Consider the following 12,856-nt stretch of genomic DNA (forward strand, 5'->3'; position numbering starts at 1 on the left):
GGGTCATTCGAACAGCGACAGCGTCAGGACGGAGGAGTAGTCGCCGGGGGCGACGTCGGCCTCGGTCTTCAGGGTGAGGCCCGCGGACACGGTCCAGGACCCGTCCGTCGCGGTCTCCTGCGAGTCGAGCGACAGCGCGAGCAGCTCCTGGTCGAACAGGCCCACGGCGTCGGCACCCTCGTCGAGGATCGTGTCGACCGGGTCGCCCTCGGACACGAGGCCCGACTCGCCGCCGTCCACGAGGACCGGCGTCCAGCCGAGGTGGTCGGAGGAGATGTCCTCCTGGTCCGCGTCGCCGGTGAAGGCGCTCGCCGAGCCGAGGACGTACCAGCCGGCTCCGGCCGGGATCTCGTCGACGGTCCGGGTGTCCGTCACGGTCACGTCGGGCAGCTGCCCCGTGAAGGCGCGCACGGTCGGGGTGGAGCCCTCCTCGGCGAGCGTGGCGGAGGTGCCGTCGATCGACATCGAGAGGGCGCCGGGCTGCTCCAGCTCCTCGATGCTGACGTTCACGTCGACGTCGTCGGAGCCGTACTCGGTGTCGGCGGCCGCAGCCGCGGCGGCGACGCCGGACAGGAGCAGGCAGCCGGCGAGAGCGGCGCCCGAGCGGACGAGCCAGAGGGGTCGGGGGGTGCGTCGCGTGGACATGGTGTTCCTCACTCGATCGGCATCGTCGCCGATCAGGTCGAGCGCCGGACGGCGCGGAGTGGTGGCGCGGCCCGAGGCCGCGAGAGGACGGAGCGCGGCGCAGCCCGAGGGGCGTTCGGCCGCGCCTGGAGCGCAGGACGCGCGGAGAGCGGCGGACGGCTCGTGCGCGGCGGCTTCCACAGCGTGGCCACGCGAGCTCCAGCTCTCGACCCCCTCAGCACTGAGGGGAGAAAGGCTGCCCGACACTCGTCTCTCTCGACTGCTGAGCTTTCCCTCAGCTAGTCTTGCGGGCAATGTTACCGGGAACATTCCCGATTGCAAGGACGTGTTCTCAACCGTCCGGAGCAGCGCAGCGAGGCGATCACCGCGTTCCGCCGCGGCCGGGCGGGGACGGCGGGAGGGGACGAGGATGTCCGCAGGGGCGGCGACGGCGGAGGCCGAGCAGGAGGTCGTGACGACGGAGTGCGCGGAGCGCTCGGGCGTCATCGGCGTGCTCCTGGGCGACTTCGAGCCGTTCGGCACGGAGGTGCTGCAGGGAGTGGCGACGGCGCTCCGGGGGACCCGGTTCGACCTCCTCGCCGGCAGCGGGGCGAGCCGCCGGGGCCGAGCGGGCTGGGAGCAGGAGTCCCTGCGGCGCCTCACCGAGGCGCACGTAGCGGGAGCGATCCTGGTGACTCCCTCCGGCGTGATCCCCTCGTCGGACCTGCCGCTCGTCGTCGTGGACCCGCTGACCGCGCAGACCGAGCTGCACTCGGTGGCGACCGACGACTTCGGCGGAGCGCAGCTGGCGACGAGCCACCTGATCGGGCTCGGCCACCGCCGCATCGGCTTCGTCGCGGGCCGCCCCGACCTGGAGTCGTCGCACCGGCGCGGCGCGGGCTACCAGCGGGCACTCGCGGACGCCGGCCTCCCCTACGACCCCGCGCTCGTACGGGTCGGCTACTACCGGCACGACCCCTCCCTCGCCGCCGCCCACGAGCTGCTGCTGCTGCCCGACCGCCCGACGGCGGTCCTCGCCGCGAACGACGCCTCCGCCATCGCCGTGATCGAGGCGGCCCGGGCGCTGGGCCTCTCGGTGCCGGGGCAGCTGTCGGTCGTGGGCTACGACGACGTGCCCGACGCCTCCCGGGTGGTCCCCGCGCTCACGACGGTGAGGCAGCCGCTGCACCGCGTGGGGCGCGCGGCCGCCCGGGCGCTCCTGACGCTGATCGACGGCGGGAGCGTGGCCGAGCAGCACGTGCGGCTGCGCAATAAGCTCGTGCTCCGCGGGTCGACGGCGCCTCCCGCCGAGGGCCCGCCGTCCGGCTGACTCCTCCCCCTCCCCCAGCCGGCGGGAATACGCTCGGCGCATGAACCAGCAGCGCACTCCGGTCACGGTCACGGTCACGGGAGCGGGAGGCGCCATCGGCTACGCGCTCCTGTTCCGCATCGCCTCGGGTCAGCTCCTCGGGCCGGACGTCCCCGTCCGCCTGAACCTGCTCGAGATCCCCTCCGGCCTCCGCGCGGCCGCGGGCACGGCGCTCGAGCTGCAGGACGGCGCCTTCCCCCTCCTCCGCGGGATCGAGGCGACGGACGACCCGGCCGCGGCGTTCGACGGCGCGAGCGTCGCCCTCCTCGTGGGCGCCCGGCCGCGCAGCGCGGGCATGGAGCGCGCCGACCTGCTCGCCGCGAACGCGGGCATCTTCGGGCCCCAGGGCGCCGCGTTGAACGCGCACGCCGCCTCCGACATCCGCGTGCTGGTCGTCGGCAACCCGGCGAACACCAACGCCTGGATCGCGCGGCGCAGCGCCCCGGACATCCCCGCCGGCCGCTTCACCGCGATGACGCGCCTCGACCACAACCGGGCGGTCGCGCAGCTCGCCGCGAAGCTCGACGCCCCCGTCGACGCGATCGAGGGCGTCGCGATCTGGGGCAACCACTCCGCCTCGCAGTACCCCGACGCGACGCACGCCACCGTCGGCGGACGGCCGGTGCCCGAGCTGGTCGACGCGGAGTGGCTGCACACGGAGTTCGAGCCGCGGGTCGCCAAGCGCGGCGCCGAGATCATCGAGGTCCGCGGAGCCTCCTCGGCCGCGTCCGCCGCCTCCGCCGCGATCGATCACGTGCGCGACTGGGTCGACGGCACGTCGTGGACCTCGGCCGCCGTCGAGTCGGACGGCTCCTACGGGGTGGAGGAGGGGCTGATCTCCTCGTTCCCGGTCCGCTCCGTCGACGGCGAGTGGCGGATCATCGAGGGGCTCGAGATCGACGCGCACTCCCGCGCGCGGATCGACGAGTCCGTGCTCGAGCTGCGCGCCGAGCGCGACCAGGCGCTGGCGTTCCTCGCGTCCTGACGCGCCCCTCCCCGTCCTGTCGCCACGGGATGCCACTCCGGTGCGCCTCGCGCGACGTGTCGCGTACCGGAGCGGCATCTCGAGGAGGGGCTCAGCGGCGCTTCTCCGGAGTGGGGAGGGTGCCGGAGGCGCGGGCGGCCTCGTACCAGGCGTGCGCCTCCTCCTGGCGCTCCGCCTCGGCGCCGGTCGCGATCGCCGCGCGCACGTGCTCGGGCCCGTAGCCGAACGACGCGACCAGGTCGGCGGCGTGCGGGCGGATGCGGGCGAGCAGCCGGTCGATGTAGGACGTCACCGCGACCGCTCGCTGCGACGACAGGCGCCCGTGGATGAGGTACCAGTCGAGGTGCTTCTCGATCAGGCCCAGGCCGAACAGGTCGCGGAGCCAGGTGAGGACGGTGCGCGTGCCCGCGTCCTCGACGCCGGCGAGCGCCTCCGTGAACGCCTCCCACTGCAGCAGCTCGGCGTGCGCGCGCGCCGCCTCGATGAGCTCGCTCTGGTGTGCGTTGAACAGGCGGGCCGCCTCGTCGGAGGGCAGCTTCGACGCCGGGCGCAGCCGTGAGGCGATCCCCGCGACCATGCTCTCGACGCGGCCGGTGAGCAGCTCGCGCTGGTCCTCCCGCAGCTGGCCGACCGAGCGGGCCGTCGATCCGCGATCGGCGACGACCTGGGCCAGACGGCGCAGACCCGAGTTGTCGACGGTCGCCCCCGCGACCTGCGAGGCGGCGTACCGCGCGAGCTCCGCGGGCTGGGCGCCCTTGAAGCGGCGTCCGACGTCGGTCAGCAGGCGCTTGGCGACCAGCTGGAGGAGCACGGTGTTGTCGCCCTCGAAGGTCGCATACACGTCGAGGTCGGCGCGCAGCTGCGTGAGCCGGTTCTCCGCGAGGAAGCCCGCGCCTCCGCAGGCCTCGCGCGCCTCCTGCAGCGTGTCGAGAGCGTGCCAGGTCGAGAGCGCCTTCAGCCCCGCGGCGAGGGTCTCGAGGTCCTGCCGCGACTGCTCGGTGTCGTTCGCGCCGGAGAAGACCTCGTCGAATGCCGTCAGCAGCTTCTCGTGCGCGAAGGCGGCGGCGTAGGTGGTGGCCAGGCGCGGCAGGAGGCGGCGCTGGTGCCGCTGGTAGTCGAGCAGCACCTCCTCCCGCTCGCCGCCGCCGGTGAACTGGCGGCGCTGGTCGCCGTAGGTGACGGCGACCGTCAGCGCGATCTTCGCCGCGGCGACCGAGGCTCCGTCGAGCGAGACGCGGCCCTGCACCAGCGTGCCGAGCATGGTGAAGAAGCGGCGGCCCGGGCTCGCGATCGGCGAGGAGTAGGTGCCGTCGGCGGCGACGTCGCCGTAGCGGTTCAGCAGGTTCTCGCGCGGGACGCGGACCCCGTCGAAGTGGAGGCGGCCGTTGTCGATCCCGTTCAGACCGCCCTTGAGGCCGTCGTCCTCCCCGCCGACGCCGGGCAGGAACGCGCCCTGCTCGTCACGGATCGGGACGAAGAAGGCGTGGACGCCGTGGTTCACGCCCCGGGTGCCCAGCTGCGCGAAGACGACCGCCGCGCGCCCGTCCACCGCCGCGTTGCCGAGGTAGTCCTTCCAGGCCGCGCGGAACGGCGTCCGCAGCACGAACTCGCCGTCCTCGTAGGTGGCGGTCGTGGCGATCGATGCGACGTCGGAGCCGTGCCCGGTCTCGGTCATCGCGAAGGCGCCCGGGATCTCGAGGCTCATGATCCCCGGCAGCCACTTCTCGTGGTGCGGGCGGGTGCCCAGGTGCAGGACCGCGGCGCCGAAGAGCCCCCACTGCACGCCGGACTTGATCTGCAGCGACGGGTCGGCGGTGACCAGCTCCTCGAAGCCGGCGATGTTGCCGCCGTGGTCGGCCTCGCCGCCGAGGTCGACCGGGAAGGCGCGGTGCACGCCGCCCTCGGCCGCGAGCACGCGCATCTGCTCCGAGACGCGGAGGCGGTGCTCCTTCATCGGGAGGCCGTCGGTGCGGTGCAGCTCGGGACGGGCGGTCAGGGCGCGGCTGGCGAGGCGCTGCTCGCGCCAGGCGCCGAGCAGGGTCTCCCCGAGGGCGGCGACGTCGACAGCGGGGGCGCCGTCCTCGTCCAGGCGCGCGTCGACCTCGGAGCCGAGGGAGTCCACCGGCGGCGTGGGCGCGATGGAGCCCGAGCGGGAGCGCCGGGCCCGCGTGCGTCCGGTGGCCGCCCGGTCGGCGGCGTCGGCGGCGGAGCGGGGGTGGGGAGCGGTGCTGACCATGGTGTTCGTGTCCCTTCGACCGTCTGCGGTTCGGGCCGCTCCCGGTGCGTCGTGTGCCGACGGGCGCGGCAGCGGAGGCGGTCCTCGCACGGTAGGTCGCGCGGCGGCGCGGCGGAAACGTTCCGTCGCCCGGGCACAAACAGCGCCGGGCGGAGGCGGAAGCGCGTTGTCGGAACCGACCAGGCGGGGGCGGGGCGCGCGGCTCGTGCGCAGGACGGGCTGTCCCTGCGACGGGAGCGGAGAAGGGGGCGGCTCGTCCGTGTGCTGAACGGGCTGTCCCTACGGGCTGCTTCTGCGGAGGAGGGACGCCGCACCGGAGGCCGCCTCGCTAGTCTCTCGGCATGAGCGAGCCGCCGCTGCCTCCCCCTCCGCCCGCCCGACACCCGGCGGCCGGGCCGCCCGCGGACGTCGCGGCAGCGCCTCCCCGGACTCCGGGTGCGCCGCCCGTGGACGTCGCGGCCGCGCCTCCCGCGCCTCCGGCCGCGCCAGGATCCGGGGTTCCGCATGGGCGCCCGGTCCGCGTCTGGGACCTGGTGCTGACGATCGTGCTGATCCTCGTGGCCTCCGCGGTGACGCTGCTGCTGTCGTTCTTCGGGCTGTTCTTCGCGATGGCCAGCGACTCGTGCGGCGGATCGAACGCCTGCGACATCGGCCTGATCGAGGGCGGGGTGGTCCTCGCCGCAGGAGGAGTGTGGGTGCCGTTCCTCGCGGCGCTGGCCGTCTCGATCGTGCTGCTGGTGCGGCGGCGCATCGCGTTCTGGGTGCCGGTGGCGGGCCTCGCGGTGTCGTTCTGCTGCACGCTGCTCGGCGGGTGGATGGCGTCGACGGGCGCGGGCGGCTGAGGGCGCTCGCCGGTGCGTTGGGCCGAGGACGCTCGCGTCGGTGACGAGGTGGGCACGATCGTCGACGCTGACGCCGGAACGCGGTCGCCCGCGCCGGCGCCCGCCTCCGTCGCGGGCGGTGAACCGCGCGCCTCAGCGACGGATCAGTAGCTGTCCCAGCCGGGCTCCCAGTCGGGCTCGTCCGGCGGCACCCAGTCGTCCTCCGGCGGCTGCGCGGCGGACACCGGCGGACCGGACGACTCGCGGCCGAACGAGGGCTTCGCCCCTTGCGAGCGGGACGACCCGCCACGGGCGGCCGGCGCGCGGCGGGGAGCGGGAGCCTCCTCACCGGGTTCCGGGACGGCGATCTCGGGGCTCTCCCCCGCGACGACGGCGAGAACGGCCTCGCCGTAGGTGAGCAGCTTCTTCTGGCCGACGCCGCCGATGATGCTGAGCGCGTCCATCGTCGCCGGCTCGGCGGTCGCGATCTCGCGGAGGGTTGCGTCGTTGAAGACGATGTAGGCCGGGACCGCCTGCGCTCGGGCCTGCGCGGCGCGCCACTCCCGGAGCCGCTCGAACAGCGGCTGAGCCTCGCCCGACAGCTCGGCGACGGTGGACCGCCCGGAGCGGGAGGATCCGCTGGAGCGGGCCGGCTTCTCCGGCTCCTGCCGCAGCTCGACCTTCCGCTCGCCGCTGAGGACGGAGCCGGACGCGGGCGTGAGCACGAGCGTGCCGAAGCCGTCGTCGTTCACGCCGAGAAGGCCCTGCGCGAGGAGCTGGCGGGCGACTCCGCGCCACTGGGTGTCGCTGAGCTCGGCGCCGATGCCCCAGGTGGCGAGGCCGTCGTGCTGGTGCTGGGTGGTGCGCGGCGTGGTCTTGCCGCGGAGGACGTCGATGATGTGTCCGGCGCCGAACTGCTGATTGCGCTCGCGCTTGAGGCGGACGACCGTCGACAGGAACTTCTGCGCCGCGACCGTGCCGTCCCAGGAGGCGGGCGGCTCGAGGCAGGTGTCGCAGTTGCCGCAGGCGGTGCTCTCCTGGCCGAAGTAGGCGAGCAGGTTCACCCGGCGGCACTGGACCGTCTCGGAGAGCGCGAGCATCGCGTCCAGGTGCGCGGACATCCGCCGACGGTGCGCCAGGTCTCCCGGCGACTCGTCGATCATCCGGCGCTGCTGCACCACGTCCTGCAGGCCGTAGGCGAGCCAGGCGGTGGACGGCAGTCCGTCGCGGCCGGCGCGACCCGTCTCCTGGTAGTAGCCCTCGACCGACTTGGGCAGGTCGATGTGCGCGACGAACCGCACGTCCGGCTTGTCGATCCCCATGCCGAAGGCGATGGTCGCGCAGACGATGACGCCCTCCTCGCGCAGGAACCGCGACTGGGCGGCGGCGCGTACCCGCGAGTCGAGGCCCGCGTGGTACGCGACGGCGTCGAAGCCCGCCGAGCGCAGCGCCTCGGCCGTCGCCTCGACGCTCTTGCGGGAGAGGGCGTAGACGATGCCCGCGTCGTGCGCGTGCTCGCGCCGCAGGAAGTCGATCAGCTGCTTGCGCGGCTCGACCTTGTTGACGATCCGGTACTGGATGTTCGGGCGGTCGAAGCTCGAGACGAAGTGGCGGGCGGCGCCGAGGTGCAGGCGCGAGGTGATCTCGCGGTGCGTCGCCTCGGTGGCGGTCGCGGTGAGGGCGATGCGCGGGACGTCGGGCCAGCGCTCGGCGAGCTCGCCCAGTGCGAGGTAGTCGGGGCGGAAGTCGTGGCCCCACTGGCTGACGCAGTGGGCCTCGTCGATCGCGAAGAGGGCGATCCGGCCGCGGGCGAGGAACTGCTTCATGCCCTCGTTGCCCAGGCGCTCCGGAGCGACGTAGAGCAGGTCGAGCTCGCCGTCGAGGTAGGCGCGCTCGACGCGGCTGCGCTCGCCCGCGTCCTGGGTGGAGTTGAGGAACTCGGCGCGGACGCCGTTCGCGCGGAGGGCGTCGACCTGGTCCTGCATCAGCGCGATGAGCGGGGACACGACCACGCCGGTGCCGGGGCGCACGATGGCGGGGATCTGGTAGCAGAGCGACTTGCCGCCGCCGGTGGGCATCAGGACGACGGCGTCGCCGCCTCCGATGACCTGCTCGACGATGGCCTGCTGCTCGCCGCGGAAGGAGCCGTAGCCGAAGACCTTCTCGAGGATCGCCTGCGCCTCGGAGGATCCGGAGCCCGCAGCGCCGCTCGCCGCGTCGCTCCGGACGCCGCCGCGGGACTCCGCCGAGGGGTCGGCGAGCGGCGGGGCGGGGAGGGCTGTCGCGGTGGGCTCTGTCACCCGGGGAACTCTACCCGCCGCCTCCGACGCCGCCCCGGGGGTCCGGGGAACTGTGGAGAAGGGCCGCAGGGAGGGACCTGGGGAGGCGGCTGCAAGGAGCGTCGGGGGGCTTCTGCGGCGCCCGGATCAGAGGTCGGTGAGGGTTCGGGTGTCGCCGTCCCAGAAGCGGACGCCCGCGAGGCCGACGGCGAACGGCTCGCCGAGGAGGGGGACGGCGTCGCCGAGCTGCTCGGCGCGGAGGCGGCGCGAGACACTGATGTGCGGCGTCCAGGCGTCCCGGAGCGAGGTGTCGACGCCGCCCGGCACGAGGCGCGTGGCCCGGTCGTGCAGCGCGTCGAGGGCGGGCGAGCGGACCACTCCCCAGGCGAGGACGAAGCGCCCGGCGTGCGGGAAGAGGAGGACGGCGCCCAGGTCGGCCGTCGCCGGAAGCGGACCGAGCGCGCCCGGCTCCGGGGCGGTCAGCTCGGGCCCGGCGACCAGGGTGAGGTGCGGGCGGTTGCTGGCGGACGTGTGCAGCGCGAGGCTCGGGACGCCGGCCGCCTCGAGCGCCTCCCACTGGCCGCGGACGCGAGCCTCCGACTCCGGATCGAGGAGGACTTCGAGGCTGCGCATGTCCACATTCTGCCGCGGCTCCCGTGTGCGGGCCTTCGCGGGCGCGCGGCCACTCGCGGGCGCGCGGTCCTCGTCGGCTCCCGCGAGTGCGCAGGAGTCGTCGCACTCGCAAGCACGCAGGAGTCGTCGCACTCGCAAGCACGCAGGAGTTGTCGCACTCGCCCTCGACTGCGACGACTCTTGGAGACTCGACACTCGTCCACTCGAGCGACCCTCGAGTGCGCAGAAGTCATCGTGCTCGCGCTCGACTACGACGACTCTTGAGTGCTTGGCACTCGGCACTCGGCGCTCCCGCGAGTGTGCAGGAGTTGTCGCACTCGAGCTCGAGTGCGACAACTTTCGCGCACTCGCGGGGGCGAGGAGCGGGGCGGTGACGGGGAGCGGGGCGGGCACCGCCGGCCCCGCGCCCCGCCCCCGCGTCAGCCGATCGTCACGAGGGCGGCGAACAGCTCCGGCGCTCGGCGGTCGACGATCCGACCGCCGACGCGGATGCCCACCAGCGCGAAGACGGTGCCCAGCACGAGGGCGGCCGCCAGTCCGATCAGGCCGAAGGCCGGGTCGCCGCCGATGAGCGAGATCGCGCCGAGGACGATCGACGGGAGCGCCAGCAGGCCGGTCGCGGCCATGCTCCCCAGCATCACGACGCTCGAGATCATCCCGGAGCCCGGCGGCGTCTTCAGCGGGCTGTCCCCCGGCCCGGGCACGGGGTAGACGACGAGCGACGAGGCGACGCTCGACACTCCGAACCCGCTGAGCACGAGGGCCAGCGCCATGCCCAGCACGGCCGGGATCGCGTCGGCGCGTCCCGCGTACAGCGCGGTGCCCACCGCCACGACGACCACCGCAGGGACGCCGATGATCGCGGCGGCGACGACGCGACCGGCGCGGTCGGCCGACCCCGTCACTCCGGAGCTGACGTGCGCCGCCCAGGCGGTGCCGTCGTACGACACGTCGGCGCAGAGGGTCACGCCGAAGATCAGGCCGACGAGCACGGCCGAGAGCAGCACGAAGGTATCGCCGCCGCTGCCGATCGCGGAGTAGAACACCGCGAGGACGACGACGGCGGGGATGACGAGGAGCCCGCGGCTGTAGCGCGGGTCGCGCCACCAGTATCCGAGGGCACGCGCGGCGACGGCGCCGGTCGGGGTGCCGGGGAAGCGCCCGAACAGGCCGAGGCCCGCGGATCCGGAGGCGGAGTGCGCGCCGGACGCGGCGGGCTCCGCGAGCGCGTGCCGCAGCGCCCGGGCCCACGCCCAGACGAGGACGGCCAGCGTCGCGAGCCCGATCAGCAGGCGCGCGATCGCCGCGACCCAGTCGCCCGCGACGACGGATCCGGGGACGGCCCAGATCGCGCCGAGCGGCGACCAGCCGAGGGCGCCCGCGATCACGGGCAGGACGTCCAGGCCGTCGCGGATCACGTTGGTCAGGCCGAAGAAGAGCGGTCCGAGCAGGATGACGACGACGAGCACGACGCCGCCGATCACCTCGCGGTAGCGGCGGCTCGAGCCCAGGCCCGTGGTGAGCGCGCCGATCAGGCGGGACGCGACCACGCAGGTCGCGACGCCGATCACCGCGGCGACGAGGCCGGGCAGGATCCCGATCGGACGGCTCCACCAGGCGGCGGCGGAGGCGAGCGCCCCGAGCGTGGTCACCACGCCGGGGATGCCCGCGAGGCCCGCGGCGGCGAGCCCGAGGAGGAGGGTCCGCAGCGGGATCGGGAACGTCGCGAGGGTGGGCAGGTCGAGGCTCTGGTCGGAGCCGGACAGGAAGATCGGCCCGAGCACCCAGCCGAGGATCAGAGCGGATCCGCCGAGGACGATCGCGACGTTCGCGAACGCCGGGTCCGTGCCTCCGAGCGCGACCAGGCCGGCCGCGACCAGGCCGAGCACCGCGATCGCGTAGAGACCGCCGAGGATCACGCCGATCAGCTGCCACACGTTCCGCGTCAGCGAGTTGCGGAGCAGGAGCAGCCGCAGCCTCAGGAGATGCGCAACCATGCCGGTCCCTCCTGGTGGGTGCGGCCGCCGACCAGCTCGACGAAGCGCTCCTCGAGGCTGGAGCCGGCGCGGACCTCCTCGAGGGTGCCGGAGGCGAGCACGCGGCCGTCGGCGATGACGGCGACCCGGTCGCACATCCGCTCGACGAGGTCCATGGAGTGGGACGACACGATGACCGTGCCGCCCGACGCGACGAAGCCGGTGAGGATGTCGCGGATGTTCGCCGCCGAGACCGGGTCGACCGACTCGAACGGCTCGTCGAGCACCAGGAGGCGCGGGGCGCGCACGAGCGCGCAGGCGAGCGCGATCTTCTTGGTCATGCCCGCGGAGTAGTCCACGACGAGCGTGCGGTCGGCCGGATCGAGGCCGAGCAGGGCGAGGAGGTCGTCGGTCCGCTCGACGACGACGGAGCGCTCGAGCCCGCAGAGCAGACCGTAGTAGGTGACGAGCTGGAGACCGGTGAGGCGGTCGAACAGCTTGACGCCGTCGGCGAGGACGCCGATCAGCCGCTTCGCCTCGAGGGTGTCCTTCCAGACGTCGACCTCGTGGATCGTGACGACGCCGCTGTCGGGGCGGAGCAGGGCCGTGGCCATCGAGAGGGTCGTCGTCTTGCCCGCGCCGTTGGGGCCGACGAGCCCGAAGAAGGACCCGGCGGGGACGTCGAGGTCGATGTCCTTCACGGCCTCCTTGTCGCCGAAGCGCTTGCGGAGGCCGCGGATCCGCAGGGCGACCTCGCCGTGGCGGCCGGAGGCCTCGGGGGCGGCCCACGCGGGGGTCGCGGAGTCGGTGTGCGCGGAGTCGGTGTGCGCGGAGTCGGTGCCGTCGGCGGCGGTGCGCGCGGCGGGGCTCTCGGTGTCCGTGCCGTCCTGGGGAATGCCGGGGGGCGTCGTCCCGTCCATGTGTGTCCCTTCCGGGCCGCGGTGGGCGGCCGCTCCTCCACCCTAGGCAGGCGCTGCGGTCGGGGCATCCGTCCCGCGATGGAGTCGCGCGGAACGCACCGGCGCGGCCCCGGCGGCTCGACGGGGCGGGGCGGAGCACGGCCGCCTACGCTGGCCCCATGCCCACGCTCCTCCTCGTCCGGCACGGACGCACCACCGCGAACACCGCGGGGATCCTCGCCGGACGCACCGCCGGAGTGCGGCTCGACGACGTCGGACGCACGCAGGCGGCGCGCACCGGGGAGCGGCTGGCGGCGGTCGAGCTCGCGACCGTGGTGTCGAGCCCGCTCGAGCGGTGCCGGCAGACCACGCGCTTCGTCCTCGAGCGGCAGACGGGATCGCCGGCGACGGTGATCGACAAGGGCATCACCGAGTGCGACTACGGCGACTGGTCGGGGCGCTCGCTGCGGGATCTCGCGACGGAGCCGCTCTGGGCGACGGTGCAGAACCAGCCCTCCGCGGTGGTCTTCCCCGGCGGCGAGGGGATGCTCGCGATGCAGGCCCGGGCCGTGTCGGCGATCCGCCGGCACGACGCGGCGGTGGCGGAGGAGCACGGGGCCGGCGCGGTGTGGGCGGCGGTCAGCCACGGAGACACGATCAAGGCGATCCTCGCGGACGCGCTCGGCATGCACCTCGACCTGTTCCAGAGGCTCAGCGTCGGACCGGCGTCGGTGTCGATCATCCGCTACGGCGCGGGGCGGCCGGAGGTCGTCTCGATGAACACGGACGCCGGGGACCTGGGCTGGCTGCGGAAGGCGGCCCCCGTGGCGGACGCCGCCGTGGGGGGCGGGGCGGGGCACGAGTAGGCGGGGTTCCGGAGGGCCGCTTCAGGGCTCGATCGAGCGGCAGGGACGCGGGTGCTCGGCGGCGGTGGATCTCGATGCGCCCGCTCCGCGGGGGGCTCGGTCAGCAGAAGAGACGGCTGCTCGATCAGCAGGCCGCCCGAGCCCGACGCGCAGCCACCGCGGAGGCGG

Annotated in this window: 10 protein-coding genes; 4 read left to right on the plus strand and 6 right to left on the minus strand. The window is 74.4% G+C overall.

Features of this window, described 5'->3' with window-relative positions; translation table 11 throughout:
• Positions 1 to 3: 3 nt before the first annotated feature.
• Positions 4 to 645, minus strand: coding sequence for a hypothetical protein (locus tag C5C63_RS08750; RefSeq protein ID WP_104233676.1), 642 nt, complete (start codon positions 643 to 645; stop codon positions 4 to 6).
• Between the two features lie 409 nt (positions 646 to 1,054).
• Here C5C63_RS08750 and C5C63_RS08755 point away from each other — a divergent pair, with 409 nt between their 5' ends.
• Positions 1,055 to 1,954, plus strand: coding sequence for a LacI family DNA-binding transcriptional regulator (locus tag C5C63_RS08755; RefSeq protein ID WP_104226034.1), 900 nt, complete (start codon positions 1,055 to 1,057; stop codon positions 1,952 to 1,954).
• A 40-nt stretch (positions 1,955 to 1,994) separates the two neighbouring features.
• The gene (locus C5C63_RS08760) at positions 1,995 to 2,978 is read left to right on the plus strand and encodes a malate dehydrogenase (protein WP_104224379.1); all 984 of its coding nucleotides are present in this window, start codon (positions 1,995 to 1,997) and stop codon (positions 2,976 to 2,978) included.
• 91 nt (positions 2,979 to 3,069) lie between these two features.
• Here the strand turns inward: C5C63_RS08760 and C5C63_RS08765 are convergent, their stop codons facing one another.
• Positions 3,070 to 5,214: an acyl-CoA dehydrogenase gene (locus C5C63_RS08765; RefSeq protein WP_104325874.1), complete on the minus strand. Its 2,145-nt coding sequence runs from the start codon at positions 5,212 to 5,214 to the stop codon at positions 3,070 to 3,072.
• A 341-nt stretch (positions 5,215 to 5,555) separates the two neighbouring features.
• Between C5C63_RS08765 and C5C63_RS17260 the strand changes: the two genes are divergently transcribed.
• The gene (locus tag C5C63_RS17260; RefSeq protein ID WP_219812269.1) at positions 5,556 to 6,056 is read left to right on the plus strand and encodes a DUF6264 family protein; all 501 of its coding nucleotides are present in this window, start codon (positions 5,556 to 5,558) and stop codon (positions 6,054 to 6,056) included.
• Between the two features lie 143 nt (positions 6,057 to 6,199).
• Here the strand turns inward: C5C63_RS17260 and recQ are convergent, their stop codons facing one another.
• The 4 genes from recQ to C5C63_RS08790 form a co-directional block, all read right to left on the minus strand.
• On the minus strand, positions 6,200 to 8,335 hold the full coding sequence (gene recQ / locus C5C63_RS08775; RefSeq protein WP_104287760.1) for a DNA helicase RecQ: 2,136 nt from the start codon (positions 8,333 to 8,335) through the stop codon (positions 6,200 to 6,202).
• Between the two features lie 126 nt (positions 8,336 to 8,461).
• Entirely contained in the window at positions 8,462 to 8,947 is a 486-nt protein-coding gene (locus C5C63_RS08780) for a 2'-5' RNA ligase family protein (RefSeq protein WP_104325875.1), read from the minus strand.
• A 419-nt stretch (positions 8,948 to 9,366) separates the two neighbouring features.
• A complete protein-coding gene (locus C5C63_RS08785; protein ID WP_104291761.1) occupies positions 9,367 to 10,944 on the minus strand; it encodes a transporter in 1,578 nt (525 codons plus the stop codon).
• The gene (locus C5C63_RS08790) at positions 10,926 to 11,843 is read right to left on the minus strand and encodes an ABC transporter ATP-binding protein (RefSeq protein ID WP_104314997.1); all 918 of its coding nucleotides are present in this window, start codon (positions 11,841 to 11,843) and stop codon (positions 10,926 to 10,928) included. The genes C5C63_RS08785 and C5C63_RS08790 overlap by 19 nt, the downstream gene beginning before the upstream one ends.
• A 158-nt stretch (positions 11,844 to 12,001) precedes the next feature.
• On the opposite strand from C5C63_RS08790, the gene C5C63_RS08795 reads away from it, so the two are divergent.
• Entirely contained in the window at positions 12,002 to 12,688 is a 687-nt protein-coding gene (locus C5C63_RS08795) for a histidine phosphatase family protein (RefSeq protein ID WP_104238837.1), read from the plus strand.
• Positions 12,689 to 12,856 lie beyond the last annotated feature (168 nt).

The organism is Rathayibacter sp. AY1B8, assembly GCF_002932775.1.
GTDB lineage: Bacteria > Actinomycetota > Actinomycetes > Actinomycetales > Microbacteriaceae > Rathayibacter.